The sequence below is a fragment of the Cohnella thailandensis genome, from assembly GCF_014212135.1.
In the GTDB taxonomy this organism is placed as follows: Bacteria; Bacillota; Bacilli; order Paenibacillales; family Paenibacillaceae; genus Cohnella; species Cohnella thailandensis.
Map to the genome: position 1 here is coordinate 54,418 of NZ_JACJVQ010000027.1, position 17,333 is coordinate 71,750.

Sequence of the window (17,333 nt, forward strand, 5' to 3'; positions counted from 1 at the left end):
CCGCCGTCTGTCACTCCCGGGGCTGTCACAGGGCTGTCACATTGGCGGGCTATGATGATTGGCATCCACAACCTGGAAAGGAGGAATCCGCTTGCGGAAGCTGAGATCGCCGTCCGTTCGGGAATCCGCTGCCGCGCTGACGTTCCTGGGTCCAAGCCTGGCAGGTTTCCTGCTGTTCTATCTGATCCCGTTCGGGGCGGTCGTCTATTATTCGTTCGTGGATACGCCGATTCAGGGTCGGTTCGTCGGAATGGACAACTACCGTCAGCTATGGGACAGCGCTTCGTTCCGCAAGGCGTTCGGCAACTCTCTCGCCTTCGCCGGAGTCGGCGTGCCGGTGTTGTTCGCTGCCTCCCTCGGCCTCGCCTTGCTTCTGAACAAAGCGATGCCGCTGAGGCGTACGTTCCGAACGCTGTTCCTGCTGCCGCTTGTCGTCCCGGTTGCTTCGATCGCGCTCGTCTGGCAGGCGCTGTTCCATTGGGAAGGAGCGATCAACGGCTTCGCGGCAAGCGCGGGGGCGGACCCGGTCGACTGGATGAACGGGCGCTGGTCGTTCGCCGTGATGACCGCGGTCTATGTCTGGAGGAACGTCGGCTACAACCTGGTTCTATTCCTGGCAGGGCTGGCGAATATTCCGGCGGAGCAGCTCGAGGCCGCGTCCATCGACGGGGCCGGGCCATGGCGGCGGTTCCGCTCGATCGTCTGGCCGGGACTTGCGCCCGTCTCGTTCTTTGCCGTCGTCATGTCGATCGTCAGCTCCTTCAAGGTGTTCCGGGAGACCTACATGGTTGCCGGAGCGTACCCTCATGACGCCATTTATACGCTGCAGCACTTCATGAACAACCAGTTTCAGAGCTTGGACTACCCGAAGCTGACGTCCGCTGCGGTCCTGCTCGCTCTCGTCATCGGAGCGGCCGTGTCCATTCTGTTCCGAGCGGAGCGCCGCGCAAGGGAGGCGTCGGAAGGATGAAATCGGCCGCGAACCGGATCGCGGCAGCCGTCAAGCTGCCCTTGCTTTGCCTGCTCGCCGTTATCGCGATTTTCCCGATCGTTCTGACCGTCACGAACGCCTTCATGTCCGAGCGGGAGATCGCTCATCACTACGGGGCGCTGGACGGCGCGGACGCCGACGGGGGAGACGCCGCCGCGATGCCGACGGACCGGGTGTCCATCCGGCTCGTTCCGGAGCGGGCCACGCTGAAGCCGTTCGGCGACGTGCTCATTTTCATGCCGAAGTTCCTGCTTCTCTTCTGGAACTCGGTTCGCCTGACGCTGCCGATCGTCGCCTTGCAGACCGCGGTCGGAACCTTGGCGGCCTATGCGTTCGCGAAGCTGAGATTTCCGGGCCGGGACAAGCTGTTTTTCCTCTACCTGCTGACGATGCTGATGCCGTTCCAGGTGACTCTTGTCCCCAACTACATCGTGGCGGAGAAGCTCGGACTGCTGAATTCCTACGGCGCCATCGTCTGGCCCGGCGTATTCGCGGCGTTCGGCGTGTTCCTGATGCGCCAATTCGTCTCGGGCGTGCCCGACGCGTATCTGGAAGCCGTGAGAATCGACGGCGCAGGCCCGTTTCGCGCTTTTCGCTATATCGTGCTGCCGCTTGTCCGGCCGGGTATGGCTGCCCTGATGCTGCTTGCCTTCGTGGACAACTGGAACATGGTCGAGCAGCCGCTGCTGTTTCTGACGGAGCCTTTCCGGCAGCCGCTGTCCGTCTACCTGGCGCGGATCACGGAAGGGGAGCGCGGAGTCGCCTTCGCTTCCTCGACCCTATACATGGCGCCGATCGTGTTGTTGTTCCTGTACGGGGAAGATCATCTGGTGGAAGGCATTCAGCGATCCGGGGTCAAGGGATGACCCGGCAGGAAGGGAGGGAAGAACGATCATTCGGAGAAAAAAAACGCTGCGCTTTGTTATCGGCCTTTTTGTCGGCGTCTTGCTGCTGTTCACGTTCCTGTCGAGCACGATCCAAAGCATGTCGCTGCCGAAGGTGGCGGTCGAGAAGCCGGAGATGGGCAGCCTCGATCTGAGCATCTCGGAGGAAGGGTATTTGCAGCCGGCTTACTCGGCGCCGCTGACGCCGTCCGGCAATTGGACGGTCGCTGAGGTGCACGTCCAGAAAGGAGACCGCGTCCGCAAAGGCGATCCTTTGATTACCTTCGATCCTTCCGATACGGAACGGACGCTGGAGGACGAGAAAACCCGCTACAAGCAAGCTCAGCTTCAGCTCGAACAGCTACAGGAGGCCATGAAGCCGCTGCTGCGCGCAGGAGAACAAGATGCCATCGACAAGCAAACGCGCGAGATCGAAGTCAAGAAGCTGGACATGGTTATCGCAGGGAGGACGATTGACGAATTGGAAAAGCAGATCGGCGAAGGCCGAGTGCTCGAAGCGCCGTTCGACGGCGTCGTCGAATCGATAACCGCCGAAGAAGGGATCCGGGTGTCCGCGGCGCAGACGGTATGCGAGTTGGCCAGCGACGCGTCCGGCTATCAATTGGTCATCGCGGCCGAGGGGGATGCCGCTTCCGCCCTGCAGATCGGCAGAAGCGTCCAGGTGGAGGTCGGGCAGCCCGAGCTCCGGCTTTTGGAAGGAACCATCGACAGCGTCGAAGACGCGGAGAGTCAAGGGATCGGCGGAAGCGGAGGAGGCTCGGACGTCAAGACGGTGACGATAGACGTGAACGGAACGGATCTATCCCCCGGCATGAAAGCGACCGTCTATATCGACCAGGAAAGCGCAAGTCCCGGCTTCAAAATCTCATCGGACGCTCTGCATTCCGACGGCAGCGGATCGTACGTGTTCACCGTAACGACCGAAGAAGGTCCGCTCGGCTCCTCTTACTTCGCAAGAAAAACGTATGTCGACGCAGGAGAAGAGAACGACGGCACGGTCATCATTCTTAGCGGGCTCATGCCCGACGAGCGAATCGTCACGGACTCGGGCGCGCCGCTCAGCGACGGCGACCGCGTTCGTCTGGAATAACCCACTTATAGGAGGAATAGAAAAATGAGAAAATCGTCCATCAAACGGGCATCGGCCGCGTCTTCGGCGCTGCTGCTCACCTTCGCGCTCGCCGCGTGCAATTCCGGCGGCGACGATCCGGCCGCTGCTTCCCCATCCGGCTCCGTGGCTTCCGGTACCTCGGCTTCCGATACCGGCGGCAAGCAGACGGTGACCGTAGCCGTGTTCACGGAGGATCGATTCCTCGAAGAAGCCGTCGCCAAGTTCGAGCAGGCTCATCCGGATATCGACATCGAAATCCAAGAGACGGTGCCGACGGACACGAGCGGCAATCAAATGAAAGTCATGAAGGGTCCGGGCGACGACGGCCCGGCTCAAGAAGACATCGATAAATACGCCAATGCCGTCGGCACCGCGCTCATGTCCGGCAATGCGGCGGACCTGATCTCCGTGAATTACTTGCCGGTCGACCGCTATCTGGACAAAGGCATGTTCGCCGATTGGAGCGAGCTCGCGGGGAAGGACTCAAGCTTCCCGACGGCCGAATACCAGGAGCGCGTATTGAAGGGGATGAAGGACGGCGAGAGCTGGTACGCCATCCCGATCAACTATTCGGTCGAAGCGCTGATCGGGAACAAAGCGGCGATCGAGAAGGCGGGCGGCGCCGACGACTCGACATGGACCTGGGAGCAGTTCCTCGCCCTGTGCGAGAAGATCGCTTCCGAGACCCAAGCGGACGGGTCGAAGCTGCAAGCCTTAAGCGGCGTAGAGGCGACGGAGGTTATCGGGTATGTGGCGCAATCCCTGTACGGAAAGCTTGTGACCAAGGAGGGCAGTTCCTATTCGTTCGACGAAGAAGCGTTCCGCGGCTATCTGGAGCAAGTGAAGCGGCTGTACGACAGCGGAGCCGCTTCGACGGAAATCCTCGGCAAAATGAATCAGGCCTTCTCGACGACGACCTTCTCGGCGCCGATGGACCTGGCCATGCTGCCCGGCAGGCTCGCGAACGGTCAAGGCGAAGTGCTGAACCCTCCCGGCTCCGGACAAGACGAAGGCTTGCCGTTCACCTCCGACCTGGCGTTCGCCCTGAACGACAAATCCAAGGCGAAGGCTGCGGCGTGGGAGTTCGTCAAGTTCCTGCTCTCCGAGGAGATTCAATCGTCCCCGTCGATGATGGCGTTCCCGGTGCATCAAGAGTCCGTTAAGACGAGACTTACGCAGTTCGCCGAGGAGCTGCAAAGCGGCCGGGCCAAGGTGATGATTAGGAGCGCGGACGGCGGAGGAGCGCAACCGGTAACGATCACCGACGAGCAGATCGAGTCGGCGCTCGCGCTCGTGCCCTCCGTCGGCAAGTACAATCGCAAGGACGATAAGGTGATCGGCATCATCGCGGAAGAGTCCGCCGCCTATTTCTCCGGAAGCAAGCAGGCGGAGGCCGTCGCGAAGGCAGTCGCGGGCCGGGTCGAAACCTATCTGAACGAATAAACGGCGTTACGTTTGCGATTCGCTCTTCAAGTACGTCTTAACGCTTGGAGAGCGATAGTCCTCGAATCGGTCGAGCAACGCGCTCGGCTCGGTGTCGATCAGCAGCATCGGGCGGTATTTCTCCTGCATGAACTGCTCGGTCAGCATGGTATCGAACATGGAGGCGAGGGGATCGTAATAGCCGTTCACGTTGAGCAAGCCGCAAGGCTTCCGGTGCAGGCCGAGCTGGGCCCAGGTGAAGATCTCGAAAAATTCCTCCATCGTGCCGGGACCGCCGGGCAGGGAGACGAAGCCGTCTGCCAGCTCGGCCATCTTGGCTTTTCTTTCGTGCATGGAGTCGACGACGATAAGCTCGGTCAGCCCCTTATGCGCGATTTCGCGGCTTTGAAGGAAGCCGGGAAGGACGCCGATAACCTGTCCGCCCTCCGCGAGAACGGCATCCGCGACGGCGCCCATGAGGCCGACGCAGGATCCCCCGTAGACGAGGGCGAGGCCGCGGCGGGCCAGCTCCCGGCCCATGGCTTGCGCGGCTTCTTGATATAACGGGGACGCTCCGATGCTGGAGCCGCAGAATACGGCGATGGATTTCATTGCAGCAACCTCCTGACGGATATTCGTTCTTAGAGTTCGATTATACCTCCAGCTTGCCTCGCATAAAAGCGATGAAACGGGAGGCTTGAGGGACTAGCGAGTCTTCTTCCCGGTAGACGAGGCTGATCGTGCGGGCCGGAATGGAGCCGGGAAGGTCGCGTACCGCGAGCTCTCCTTCCGTGGCTTCTTTGATGACGCTGCGGTAGGGCAGTATGCCGATCCCGATGCCGTGCTTGACCGATTCCTTGATCGTCTCGATCGCTCCGAGCTCCATGCGGATGTTCCAGCGAAGGCCGTTGTCCCTGGCCCAGCGCTCGGACAGCTCGCGGGAGGTCGAGCCGGGCTCGTGCACGAGAAAAGGCTCCATCCGCAGCTCGTCGACGGTTATCGCCTCCCGCACGGCAAGCGGGTGCCGGGGGGAGAGCGCAAGCTTCAGCTCGTCGCTGACGAGCCGGACGACGTTCAGGCCGGGTATGGGATCGGCCGGGAGGGACACGACCGCGACGTCGATCTCGTAGTTCGCGAGCATGCCGAGAACCTCGCCGGCTTGCTTCACCGTCAGCAAAGGCATCGTGTGCGGGTGCTTCTCCTGGAACTCCGCGAGGTACGCGGGGAGAAAATAGGTCGCGGGAGTATAGCTCGCCCCGATGCGAAGCTTGCCGCGGCCCTGTTCCCTATGGTCGCGCATGAGCTGCTCGGCCTCCTCGACGAGGGCGGCGATTCTGCGGGCGTACGGGCGCAGCTCCTCCCCCGCGCGGGTGAGCGTAAGCCTGCCCGCATTCTTGCGGAAGAGCTCGACGCCGAGCGACTCTTCGAGCTTTTTCAGATGGAAGCTGACCGTCGGCTGCTTCAGGCCGAGCTCCGCCGCGGCCTCGGTGATCGTCCGGCAAGCGGCGGCTTTCTCGAACACTCGTAACTGCTGAACATTCATCGTGATTCCTCCATAGTGGACGACTCTCGGGCTTCCTTTTCCCAATATAGAATCTATCTATGAAATGATCAATAACCATAGAAACTATTTAATTTATATTTAGCACGACGTTTACGTTCGAATGACATTCCCCCGGTAAAGTGAAGCTAGGTCATTCAAAAACATGGGGGAGGTTCACAATGAACACTCGGAACACGAAATTTCTGGCGGCAGCGGCGCTGCTTGGACTGACGGCGGTAGCATCGGCATGCGGCAACTCGAATAACGATACGAACGCGGCGGCTTCTCCGGAGTCGACGCCGTCGGCATCGGCTCCTGCCACGGAATCGGCAAGCCCGTCGCCATCGGAGAGCGCCAGCCCTTCCGCGGCAAGCGGCAACGGCGAGACGCTGACGGTTTACCTGAACGACTTCGACGAAATCATCAAGCCGATGTTCGAAGAAGCGACGGGGTACAAGCTGGAGCTCGTAACCGGCAACGGCGCGGAGATCATGTCCCGCATCGAGGCGGAGAAGGGCAACCCGCACTGGGACGTCGTCTGGATGGACGCCATGCCTTCGATCGAAGGCCTTAACAAGGCCGGACAGCTTCTGGACGGATATACTCCGGACAACGCGGCTAACCTGACGGACTTCGCGAAGCAGTTCGTGCCGGCTAACCAAGCGTACTACCCGACGGGCGCGCACGCGGCCTCGGTCATCGTTTACAACACGAAGGAATTCGACGAGGCTTCGGCTCCGAAGACCTGGAAGGATCTCGCCGATCCGAAGTTCAAGGGAGCCATCGGCATGGCGGATCCGGCGGTTGCGGCTCCGGCATATCCGTTCGTATCCTGGTTCTTCCAAGACCAAGGAATGGACGGCGGCAAGTCCTACTTCGAGAGCGTTCTGAAGAACGGCGCGCACGTGTATCCGAAGAACCCGAATGTCGCCAGCGCGCTGACCGGCGGAGAGATCAAGGCGGCCGCCCTTCAAGAGAGCAACGCGTACTCGCTCAAGAACGGCGGGGAGCCGATCGGCATCATCTGGCCGGAAGAAGGCGCTCCCGCGTCCGTTCGCGTGGCGGCTATCCAGAAGGATACGAAGCATGCCGACGCGGCGAAGGCGTTCGTCAACTTCCTGCTCGACCCGGCTGTTCAGCAGCAGCTGATCGATCAAGGCGAAGAAAGCTACTTCGAGCCGAGCGTGACGGGCGCGACGCCGAAGGCGGACCGCGAGCCGAACGCGAAGCTGGTTGCCGCCGAAGCTTCCTGGGCATCCGAGCACGAGGCCGAGATCAAGCAATGGTTCGCCGACAACTCGGTGCAATAATCCATGCTTAACCGAATTTTCGCTTACGGGAACAGGACGGGCTGGCTGGTGCTGGCCGTCCTTGTTCTACTTATTTTGCTGCCGCTCGCCGCGGTCATCGTCCAAGTGCTTCTGCCGGGCGTGTTCTTCGGGAACTGGGAGCTTGGGGATTTGTCGCTCTTGCTGGACGTGTTCAAGAGGCCTCTGTGGTATCAATCCCTGAAAAACACGCTGTTGCTCGGACTAGGAACGACGCTGTTCGCCACGATCATCGGGGGCGCTCTCGCGACCGTCCGGGCTCAGTGGAGGTTTCCCGGCGCGAGGCTGCTCGATTTGACGGTATGGCTGCTTATCATTACTCCTTCGTTCATTCTGGCTCAGGGGTGGGTCATGTTCGCGTCGGCGAACGGGCTCGCGCGCCAATGGTTCGGCTGGGATTGGATGCATTCCGTCGTCTTTACGCCCGGAGGACTCATCGCGGTCATGTCGCTGAGCAAGTTCCCGTTCGCTTACCTGGCGGTGCATTCCGCGCTGGAGTGGAAGGTCGACCGTCTGGGAGAAGCCGCGCGATTGAACGGGGGGAGCCCGTGGACGGTCTGGCGAACGATCCAGATGCCGCTGCTGCTGCCCGCCTATTGCTCGGGAGCGATGCTCGTGTTCATGGACACGGTAGGGGATTTCGGCCTTCCGGCTTCGATCGCGGCGGTGTTCCGGTTCCCGACGCTGCCGTATTCGATCTACTCGGCGCTGTACACGTCGCCGATCCGTTTCGACATGGCGGGCGTGCTGTCGTTCTACCTGGTCCTGCTTATCTCCATTGCCATGAGCATTCAATTCTACGTGCTGCGCAAGTCGCGGTTCGACTTCCTGAACGCTAGGGCGACGAGGGCGGAGCCAAGATCGCTTGCTGCCAGGGGAAAATGGGGACTGACCGCGGTTAACGTCGTGCTGGTGGCGCTGGCCGCGGGCATTCCGTTCGGGTCCAACCTGCTGACGTCCGTCACCCAATCGAACAGTTCTTCGGGAGCTTCGTTTACGTTCGATCATTATCGCAAGCTGTTCGAGAACGGCGGCCAGCTCGCGGGAGGCCTCGCGCATTCCCTGGAGATCGCGGGCGGAGCGGCGCTCGTCGGTCTTGTCGTCGGGTTCTTCGTTTCTTACGTTCTGACTTATTCGAGGTTCGCGCTTAGGCAGACGGTGGACGTCATCTCGCTGATCTCGCTGGCCGTTCCGGGCGTCGTGCTCGGGATCGGGTATATCTTCATCTGGAATCAAGCTTGGCTGGAGAAGATCGGGCTGCTGCTCTACGGCAAGCCGGCCATCCTCATCCTGGCGAGCGTGGCGGGGGCGATTCCGGTCATCACGCGGGTGCTGACCGGCGCGATGGCCAAGGTTCCGGCAGGCCTCCTGTCCGCCGCCCAGATGCAGGGAGCGGGCTTCGGCAGAAGGCTCGCGACGATCATGGTTCCGCTTCTTCGCGGAGCGCTGGTGTCCGCGGCGATGGCCGCGTTCGGGGCGAGCGTGTTCGACCTGGCGACGACCTCGATCCTGTTCCCGCCGAACTTCATGACGCTGCCCGTCGTGATCAACAAGGCGTTCGAGGATTTGAAGTTCGGCTACGCGGCGGCGGCGACGCTGACGGGCGGCGGAGTCGTGATCGGGCTCATCATGTTCATCGAGTGGGCGCTCAGGCCCAAGAAATCCAAACGGGCAAGGAGGGGCGGGATATGACGATTGAACGGGAAGCGAACCAAGCGGGCAGGAAGGAGAGGGGCATGACGACGATTCTGGAAGTGAGCGGGCTGCATAAAACGTTCGGATCGCATGCGGCGTTGAAAGGTCCAAGCTTCCGCGTTAACGCGGGGGAGATCATCAGCGTGCTCGGTCCTTCGGGCTGCGGGAAGTCGACGCTGCTGCAGCTGATCGCGGGGCTTCAGCAGCCGGACTCGGGGGAGATCCGGCTGCGCGGCGAGGTCGTATCGTCGGCTTCGAAGCTCTTTCCTCCGGAGAAGCGCGGGATCAATATGGTTTTCCAGGATTATGCGTTGTGGCCGCATATGACGTTGTTCGACAACGTGGCTTACGGGCTTAAGCGGAGGAAGGCGAGCGCGGCCGATATTCGGGGGAAGGTAAGCGAGCTGCTGGAGCTGCTGCGGCTGGAAGGGCTGCAGGACCGGCTGCCCGCGCAGCTGTCCGGCGGGCAGCAGCAGCGCGTGGCGATCGCGCGGGCTCTGGCGACGGAGCCGGACCTGCTGCTGCTCGACGAGCCGCTGTCGAACCTCGACATGCGCCTGCGGGTCGAGATGCGGACCGAGATGGCGTATCTGTTCCGGCGGCTCGGCACGACGGTTTTTCACGTGACGCACGATCCGGAAGAAGCGTTCGCGATGGCGGATCGTCTCGTCATCATGCGCGCAGGGGCGATCGACCAGATCGATACGCCGCAGGCGTGCTACGGGCTGCCGGCGACGAGATCGGCAGCCTCCTTGCTCGGCGCCGCCAACCGGGTGGCGGGCGGCTTCGAGGCGACTCGCTTCGGCGCGGCGGTGCGCGCGGGAGAGAGCCTGCTTCAGGGCACCGTTCCCGGCGGCTCCTGGAGCGGCGGAAGAGGGGACGGCGCGGTGGCTTTGTTCCGTCCGGAAGCGGCCGTTTGGAGAGAAGCGAATGGGGAGATGAACCCTCTGGCTTCGGCCTACTCCCATGGGGCTTCTTCTTCCCCAAGCGCCTCCCTTTCCCATGGCTCCTCCCTTGCCGATGAAGAGACGGCTGCGGGAGAAGAAGCCGCCGCAAGCGAACCGACGGTCTATAATCGCCTCGAAGCCAAGGTGATCCACAGCTCGTTCGAAGGCAGCCGCTGGCGCGTTCTGGGAGAGACCATAAACGGCGATAAGCTGGCATTCTTCCACGACGCTCCGCTGCCGGCAGGCTCGAGAGGGGCTCTGGAAGTGGCTTCTTCCGAGGTGTACATTTATTCGCAGGATGAAGAAAGGTAAAAGAAAGGTAGATTCGCATGTCTCGCATCTTGGCTATATCGGATATACACGGTCATGCGGAAGGAGCCCGCAAGCTGCTCCGCGCGGCGGGCTATGCGCCCGGCAGGGATGAGCTTTATCTTCTGGGCGATTTTATCGATTGGGACTCGCGCACGTGGCGAGCCTTGGAATACGTAAGGCAATTGGTCGCGGAGGGAGCCCGGGCGGTGCTCGGCAACATGGAGCGCTGGCTTCTGGAAGCGGGAGACGAGGAGCGCGCGGGAGCCGTCACGGCGGCGGAGCTGGAATTCCTGCGGAAGACTCCGCTCTATATACGGCGCGAACCTTACCTGTTCGTGCATGCCGGCATCCGTCCCGGCGTCGAGCTGGCCAGCCAGGACGCTTCCGACCTGATCGGGATCCGCAAGGACTTCTGGGGCGCGGAAGGGGAGCTGCCCTACACGGTCGTGTTCGGGCACACGCCCACTCATAAGATCGGAGCCCCGGCCGGAGAGATCTGGCAAGGCCCGAGCAAGGTAGGCATCGACACCGGCGCCAAGCACGGCTGCCGCTTGACGCTGGCCGACCTGACCAACCGGCAGGCCTACTCCTGCTCGACCGGCGACGCGGGATTGTACGGGGATTTTCGTCAGTCGTCTTGGAATTGATTTAGCGTCGAATTGAGATATAAACCCATTATCCCTTTGCATCAGAACCCGCTCGAAGCGGCTAGACGCCGTAGTTCTGAGTGGAGGGGATAGCGGGTTTAGGTAAGTGCGAAGAATATTCGGCCAAGAGAGCGCCAGGGCCAAGAAAGGTACTGGGTACCACACATAGGAGGGAATGCGAAGGAGAACGGTCAAGAAAGGTACTGGGTACCACACATAGGAGGGAATGCGAAGAAGAACGGTCAAGAAAGGAACCAGGTATCACGCATTGGTGAAAGCTCGAGGAAGAAAGAAATAGTCAATCGGGCATAGTTTAGTGCATTATCGCGCTTAGTCGGGCGGATGTTGATCGTTCTGCGAACGATAAGGTTTTCTGTTCGTTCTGAACGAGAGGGATAGCAGGTTCTGAGCGACTAACGGATATGCCATAGAAAGAACCCGCCATCCCCACGCCTCAGAACCGGCGAGGTGACACGGCCAATTCTGAGCGTGAGGGATAGTGGGTTTTCTAGCGTTGCCGCGATTGCGGTGTATTTACGATGTTATTTCGCCATCGCCTTACTCGAATGCGGCGTGTTTGCGACGTTACTTCGCCATAGCCTTAAACGAAGCCTCCGCAGCCTCCAAGGTGGCGTCGATGTCTTCGTCGCTGTGGGCGGTGGTCAAGAACCAGGCCTCGTACTTGGACGGGGCGAGGTAGATGCCGCGCTCCAACATCTCGCGGAAGAAGCGGGCGAATTGCTCGCCGTCCGTGTCCTGCGCTTCCTCGTAGTTCGTGACCGGGTGGTCGCAGAAGTGGGTCGAGAACGCGCCGACGATCCGATTTATCGTCAGCGGAACCCCGTGGCGGGAGGCCGATTCGGCCAATCCCGCCGCAAGGCGAGCCGCCTGGGCGTCCATCTTCGCGTAGACGCCCGGGGCGGCCAGCACGTCGAGGCAGGCGATGCCCGCCGCGACGGAGGCGGGGTTGCCCGCCATCGTGCCGGCCTGGTAGGCGGGCCCAAGCGGCGCGACTTGCTCCATCACCTTGCGGCGTCCGCCGTAGGCGCCGATCGGCAGGCCGCCGCCGATGATCTTGCCGAGGGCGGTCAGGTCGGGCTCGATCGCCGCGCGGTCCGGGAAGGCGTCGAACGTCTGCGTCGTGCCGTAATGGAAGCGGAAGGCCGTGATGACCTCGTCATAGATGACGAGGGCTCCGGCTTCGCGCGCCATGCGGCAGACGTCCTCGAGGAAGCCGGGCTTCGGCATGACCATGCCGAAGTTGCCGACGATCGGCTCGACGAGGACGGCGGCGACGTCGTCGCCCCAGCGCTCGAGCGCGAGCTTCAGCCCTTCCGTATCGTTGAACGGAACGGTGATGACTTCGCTGGCGATGCTAATCGGAATGCCCGCGCTGTCGGGAATGCCGAGAGTCGAAGGGCCGGAGCCCGCCGCGACGAGGACGAGATCCGAGTGGCCGTGATAGCAGCCGGCGAACTTGACGATCTTCGTGCGCTTCGTCGCCGCGCGGGCGACGCGGATCGTCGTCATGACGGCTTCCGTGCCGGAATTGACGAAGCGAACCTTGTCCAGCGACGGGATCGCTTCCTTCAGCTTGCGGGCCAGCACAATCTCGAGCTCGGTCGCCGTCCCGTACAGCGTGCCGTTCTGCGCGGCCCGAACGATAGCGTCCGTCACGTGCGGATGCGCGTGGCCCGTAATGATCGGGCCGAAGGCTGCTAAATAATCGATGTACCGGTTGCCGTCCGCGTCCCAGAAATAAGCTCCCTGAGCCTTCTCCATGAAGACGGGAGCTCCGCCCCCGACGGCCTTGAACGAACGGGAAGGGCTGTTCACCCCTCCGACGATATGCCGCTTCGCTTCCTCGTATAATTGAGCCGATCTGACTCTTGGCTGCATCATAAGAAATCCTCCTCTAGCTATATGTACAAGGTTGTCCTATCCGCTTAGGTCCAATGTTGTTATAACACACGAGGGGCCCGTCCCGAAAGACGGCCCCTCGCACGCAAGTAGTATTCTTTGGTTTGAACGCCCGGTTACGAGTCCGAGGAATCCGAGTTCGACCCCGAAGCCGACGCCGAGCCCGATGCGGACGGAGACGGAGTCGCGGCCGCCGTGTCGTCCTTGTTCAGCACTTCCTGCACGTATTCCTTCAGCTCGTCCTTGTCCGTAATGCCGAGCACCGAAGCGCCGCCTACCTTCTCGTCGGAGATCAACTCCATCGGAGGCAATTGGGCCGAGCCGGCCTGATGGGACTTGAAGCCGAGGCTGGCCAGCTTCAGCATGTCGTTCGCGGACAGGTTCGTCTCGATAAACGGGCTCACTTCGCCGATGATATCCGGCAGCTTAACGAGGTTCCAGCCGCTCTTCAGCTTGTTCGCGACCGCCTTCAGGAATTCGCGCTGGCGCTCGGTGCGCGTGAAGTCGGACATGGCGTCGTGGCGGAAGCGAACGTACTGCAGCGCATGTTCGCCGTCCAGGTGCTGCTGGCCTTCCTTCAGGTCGATGTCGTACACGTGCCCGTCCGCGGCGTCCGTGTAATGCATATCCTTTTCTACATAGAAATCCACGCCGCCGATCGCGTCCACGAGCTTGATGAAGCCTTGGAAGTCGGCGTATACGTAATACTGGATGTTCAATCCCGTCAAATCGCCGATCGTCTTCATCGCGAGGTTCGGACCGCCAAGCGTTATGGCCGTGTTGATCCGGTTATCCTTGTAGCCCGGAATCTCGGCGTACGTATCGCGCAGGATGGAGAACAGGTGCGCTTTCTTCGTGACCGGGTCGAACGAAGCGACCATCATCGAGTCGGAGCGGGCAACCTCGCCCTCGCGAAGGCCGCGGTCGTCTCCTCCCATTAGCAGGATGTTGACCCTCTCGGTTCCCGTCCATTCCGGAGGGGCTACCTCGGGCTTCTCATCGAATTGGTCGAACCGCGACTCTCCTTCGTCCTTCTGGAGGCTGTCCAGCTTGTTATATCCGTTATACGCCCATACGGCTCCTGCTCCGACGGCAAGGACGACCAGGGCTAACAGGGTAAGCAGAGTCCATTTTAATTTTTTTCTCATAGCGGATTAGTTCCTTTCGGTGTTCAGGACTAGGATGGGCTCCCGCCGAAGCCTCCAATCGTCCCAATCGCAGAATGTTTAGCTTTAGAAGAAGACATATTGTAGAATTATAAAGTTATGACCCGTATTTAATCAAGTTTTGTCGCATTTCGGCATTATAAAAAGGGGCAATGTTTACCATATGTTAGCCATTGACGTGAACCGGCTGCGCAAGCAGTTCAAGGTTCAAAAAAACCGCGAAGGCCTTAAGGGAGCCGTGCTCGATCTGTTCAAGAGAGAGCATACGCTGGTAACCGCCGTGAAGGATATCAGCTTCCAAATTCCTCAAGGAGAAATCTGCGGCTACATCGGAGAGAACGGAGCCGGCAAATCGACCACCATCAAGATGCTGACGGGCATTCTCGTCCCGACGTCCGGGCAAATCCACGTGAACGGCTTCGTCCCGCACAAGGACAGGGAGCGGTTCGTGAAGGAGATCGGCGTCGTCTTCGGCCAGAGAAGCCAGCTGTGGTGGGACATCGGGGTCATCGAGTCGTTCCGGCTTCTGCGCAAGGTATACCGGGTGGACGAGACGGACTTCAAGCGTAGGCTGGACGAGCTGATCGAGACGCTTGACCTGGGCGACTTGCTCAACCGGCCCGTTCGCAAGCTGAGTCTCGGGCAGCGGATGAGATGCGAGCTAGTGGCGGCGCTGCTTCATCAGCCGTCCATTCTGTTCCTTGACGAGCCGACGATCGGTCTCGATATTATCGTCAAAACGCAAATCCGGGATTTCCTCAAAAAAATCAACCGAGAGCACGGAACGACCATTTTGCTGACCACCCACGACCTTCAGGATATCGATGCGCTCTGCTCCAGAGTTATTATGCTCGATGACGGCCATATCATCTACGACGGCGGTCTGAACGAGCTTAAAGACCGTTGGAGCAAAGGGCGGGAGATCGTGTTCCAGTTCACGGACGCCGTCTCGCTGGACCGGGTAAACTCTTTAACGGCGGGTCTGGACGTCCGTTGGACGAAGGAGAACGAGATGGCGGCCAAGGTGTGGATACCTCGCGAGATGAACGTCTCGGACGTGCTGGCCAGGGTCGTGAGCTCTGCCGAGATCAGCGATATCAAAATCCTGGAGACGAACACGGACGAGATCGTCCGCGAGATCTACCGAACCGGCAGTCCGGAGGCGGGGGAGGGAATTCGTGGTTAGCGCTTATTTCGATTTTGTCCGCATCCGTTTCCTGACGATGCTCGCGTACCGGGTCAATTATTACAGCGGGATCGTCATCTATGCCATCAACATAGGCGCCTATTACTTCATGTGGAGGGCGATCTACGGCGACGCGGAGACGCTCGGCGGCTTTACGGCCGCGCAGATGACGACTTACATCGCGGTGTCCTGGATGGCCCGGGCTTTTTATTTCAATAACCTCGACCGGGAGATTTCAAACGAGATCCGGGACGGCAGCGTCGCCGTGCAGATGATGAGGCCGATCTCCTACCTGCTGGTCAAAATGATGCAGGGCTTCGGAGAAGGCATCTTCCGAATGCTCATGCTCATGGTTCCCGGGATGATCGTGGCGGTTCTGCTGTTCCCCGTCTCGCTCCCGACCGATCCGATGCGTTGGGTCGTCTTCTTCGTCATGCTGTGGTTCAGCTTCCTGATCAATTCCCAGCTGAACCTTCTGACCGGGCTGTTCGCCTTCTTCGTGGAGAACAACGAAGGGCTGATGAGAATGAAGCGGGTGCTGATCGATCTGCTGTCCGGCGTTCTGCTGCCGATCACTTTTTTTCCGGGGTGGGCCAAGACCCTCCTGGAATGGCTGCCGTTCCAAGCGATCACTTACCTGCCGAGCTCGGTGTTCACCGGCCGGCTGAACGGCGAGGAAGTCTGGAACGCGCTTTACGTCCAGATCGCCTGGTTCCTGGTGCTGATCGTTCCGATCCTGCTGATGTGGCGGTCGGCCCGCAAGCGTCTGTTCGTGCAGGGAGGGTGAGCCGACATGACTAAGATCCTGTTCTCGTTATCGTTGTTCAGAGAATATATCGCCAACTACATCAAGACCAAGCTGACGTACCGCGCGGACTTCTGGGTCGAGGTCGCGTCCGATCTGCTTTTCTCGGCGATGAACCTTATCTTCATCTTCGTCGTTTTCCAGCATACGCCGTCCTTGGGCGACTGGAGCGAGGCCGAGGTCGTGTTCGTCTACGGTTACTTTATGATTCCGTATGGCTTGTTCAGTACGTTCTCGAACCTGTGGAATTTCAGCGAGCGTTATATCGTCAAAGGGGAGATGGATCGTATCCTGACCCGACCGGCCGGTTCATTAACCCAAGTCATGCTGGAAAACGTGGATCCGCCGTCCCTCATCGGCTCGCTTGTCGGCCTAGGCATCATGGCGACGGCTTGGTGGAGGCTGGGGCTATCGTTCGACTGGTACGATCCTTTCGTCCTGATCGTGCTGGCGCTCGGCTCGACGCTCGTTTATTTGGGAATCTACACGGCGATCGCCGCGCTCTCTTTCTATTCGGACGCGCCCACGGGCATCACCCCGTTGATCTACAACATTCAGAATTACGGACGCTATCCGATCCAGATTTATAATAAAACCATTCGATTCCTGCTGACCTGGCTGCTGCCTTTCGCGTTCGTCGGGGTTTATCCGGCCTCCTTCTTCCTGGAGGAGCATCGCGATCCTCTGATGGCGTGGCTGACACCCGCGGTCGGCCTCGTCGTCGGAGCGATCGGCCTGGGCGTTTGGACGCACGGGGTCAAGCGGTACCGAGGCGCGGGATCATAAGGTTATCTAAAGGAGAATCGCAACATGTCATCTATCGCAATCGGCCGACCGGCGCCCGAATTCGAGCTTCTGGCCTCGAACGGCAAGAAGGTGAAGCTAAGCAAGTTTCGTGGCAAAAAGGTCGTGCTCTACTTTTATCCGAAGGATATGACGCCGACCTGCACCCAGGAGTCATGCGATTTCCGCGACGCGAACCCGGCGCTCAAGAAGGCGGGGGCCGTCGTCCTCGGCATCAGTCCGGACGAGCTGAAGTCCCATGCGAAGTTCGTGGAGAAGCATGAGCTTCCGTTCCTGCTGCTGTCCGACCCGGATCATGCGATCGCGGAAGCGTACGGCGTCTGGCAAGAGAAGAAGCTCTACGGGAGAACGTATATGGGCATCGTTCGCTCGACGTTCCTGATCGACGAAGAAGGAATCCTGATAGCCGAATGGCGCAACGTGAGGGTGAAGGAGCACGCCCGGAAGGTGCTCGAAGCCGTTCGCGGCGGCGTCAAATAAGGCAAGTGCGAAGGCGAAGGCTATCCCATCGGTCCGAACGGGCCGGGGATAGCCTTTATTTATTTCGCCGT

The 17,333-nt window shown here is 60.4% G+C and carries 16 protein-coding genes; 12 read left to right on the plus strand and 4 right to left on the minus strand.

What is annotated here, in order from left to right; genetic code table 11:
- Positions 1–91: 91 nt before the first annotated feature.
- The 4 genes from H7B67_RS28050 to H7B67_RS28065 all read left to right on the plus strand — a co-directional run bounded on the left by H7B67_RS28050 (position 92) and on the right by H7B67_RS28065 (position 4,450).
- Positions 92–970: a carbohydrate ABC transporter permease gene (locus tag H7B67_RS28050; RefSeq protein ID WP_245364048.1), complete on the plus strand. Its 879-nt coding sequence runs from the start codon at positions 92–94 to the stop codon at positions 968–970.
- The gene (locus tag H7B67_RS28055) at positions 967–1,857 is read left to right on the plus strand and encodes a carbohydrate ABC transporter permease (RefSeq protein ID WP_185123205.1); all 891 of its coding nucleotides are present in this window, start codon (positions 967–969) and stop codon (positions 1,855–1,857) included. The genes H7B67_RS28050 and H7B67_RS28055 overlap by 4 nt, the downstream gene beginning before the upstream one ends.
- A gap of 79 nt (positions 1,858–1,936) precedes the next feature.
- A complete protein-coding gene (locus tag H7B67_RS28060) occupies positions 1,937–2,986 on the plus strand; it encodes an efflux RND transporter periplasmic adaptor subunit (RefSeq protein WP_185123206.1) in 1,050 nt (349 codons plus the stop codon).
- Between the two features lie 24 nt (positions 2,987–3,010).
- Complete coding sequence (locus H7B67_RS28065; RefSeq protein WP_185123207.1) at positions 3,011–4,450, plus strand: ABC transporter substrate-binding protein; 1,440 nt, start codon at positions 3,011–3,013, stop codon at positions 4,448–4,450.
- Between the two features lie 6 nt (positions 4,451–4,456).
- On the opposite strand, the gene H7B67_RS28070 is transcribed toward H7B67_RS28065, so the two are convergent.
- Positions 4,457–5,041, minus strand: a complete 585-nt coding sequence (locus tag H7B67_RS28070) for an LOG family protein (protein ID WP_185123208.1) — start codon at positions 5,039–5,041, stop codon at positions 4,457–4,459.
- A gap of 40 nt (positions 5,042–5,081) precedes the next feature.
- Complete coding sequence (locus tag H7B67_RS28075) at positions 5,082–5,972, minus strand: LysR family transcriptional regulator (protein WP_185123209.1); 891 nt, start codon at positions 5,970–5,972, stop codon at positions 5,082–5,084.
- A gap of 179 nt (positions 5,973–6,151) precedes the next feature.
- On the opposite strand from H7B67_RS28075, the gene H7B67_RS28080 reads away from it, so the two are divergent.
- From H7B67_RS28080 to H7B67_RS28095, 4 genes are read left to right on the plus strand one after another with little or no spacing between them, the layout of a single operon-like run.
- Complete coding sequence (locus H7B67_RS28080; protein ID WP_185123210.1) at positions 6,152–7,282, plus strand: extracellular solute-binding protein; 1,131 nt, start codon at positions 6,152–6,154, stop codon at positions 7,280–7,282.
- A gap of 3 nt (positions 7,283–7,285) precedes the next feature.
- Positions 7,286–8,992 (plus strand): ABC transporter permease, encoded by a 1,707-nt coding sequence (locus tag H7B67_RS28085; protein WP_185123211.1) that lies wholly within the window; start codon positions 7,286–7,288, stop codon positions 8,990–8,992.
- Positions 8,989–10,254, plus strand: a complete 1,266-nt coding sequence (locus tag H7B67_RS28090; RefSeq protein WP_245364046.1) for an ABC transporter ATP-binding protein — start codon at positions 8,989–8,991, stop codon at positions 10,252–10,254. The genes H7B67_RS28085 and H7B67_RS28090 overlap by 4 nt, the downstream gene beginning before the upstream one ends.
- 17 nt (positions 10,255–10,271) lie before the next feature.
- The gene (locus tag H7B67_RS28095) at positions 10,272–10,901 is read left to right on the plus strand and encodes a metallophosphoesterase (protein ID WP_185123212.1); all 630 of its coding nucleotides are present in this window, start codon (positions 10,272–10,274) and stop codon (positions 10,899–10,901) included.
- A gap of 585 nt (positions 10,902–11,486) precedes the next feature.
- Here the strand turns inward: H7B67_RS28095 and H7B67_RS28100 are convergent.
- Both H7B67_RS28100 and H7B67_RS28105 read right to left on the minus strand, forming a co-directional pair.
- Positions 11,487–12,803 carry a glutamate-1-semialdehyde 2,1-aminomutase gene (locus H7B67_RS28100; protein WP_185123213.1) on the minus strand — a complete coding sequence of 439 codons (1,317 nt, stop codon included), beginning with the start codon at positions 12,801–12,803 and terminating at the stop codon, positions 11,487–11,489.
- A 134-nt stretch (positions 12,804–12,937) separates the two neighbouring features.
- Positions 12,938–13,969: an LCP family protein gene (locus H7B67_RS28105; RefSeq protein ID WP_185123214.1), complete on the minus strand. Its 1,032-nt coding sequence runs from the start codon at positions 13,967–13,969 to the stop codon at positions 12,938–12,940.
- A gap of 181 nt (positions 13,970–14,150) precedes the next feature.
- Between H7B67_RS28105 and H7B67_RS28110 the strand changes: the two genes are divergently transcribed.
- The 4 genes from H7B67_RS28110 to bcp are packed head-to-tail and all read left to right on the plus strand — an operon-like array spanning position 14,151 to position 17,262.
- Positions 14,151–15,173: an ABC transporter ATP-binding protein gene (locus tag H7B67_RS28110; RefSeq protein WP_185123215.1), complete on the plus strand. Its 1,023-nt coding sequence runs from the start codon at positions 14,151–14,153 to the stop codon at positions 15,171–15,173.
- Positions 15,166–15,960, plus strand: a complete 795-nt coding sequence (locus H7B67_RS28115; protein ID WP_185123216.1) for an ABC-2 family transporter protein — start codon at positions 15,166–15,168, stop codon at positions 15,958–15,960. Before H7B67_RS28110 ends, H7B67_RS28115 begins: the two co-directional genes overlap by 8 nt.
- A gap of 18 nt (positions 15,961–15,978) precedes the next feature.
- Positions 15,979–16,764: an ABC transporter permease gene (locus H7B67_RS28120; RefSeq protein ID WP_185123229.1), complete on the plus strand. Its 786-nt coding sequence runs from the start codon at positions 15,979–15,981 to the stop codon at positions 16,762–16,764.
- A gap of 24 nt (positions 16,765–16,788) precedes the next feature.
- The gene (gene bcp / locus H7B67_RS28125) at positions 16,789–17,262 is read left to right on the plus strand and encodes a thioredoxin-dependent thiol peroxidase (protein ID WP_185123217.1); all 474 of its coding nucleotides are present in this window, start codon (positions 16,789–16,791) and stop codon (positions 17,260–17,262) included.
- Positions 17,263–17,333: the final 71 nt, after the last annotated feature.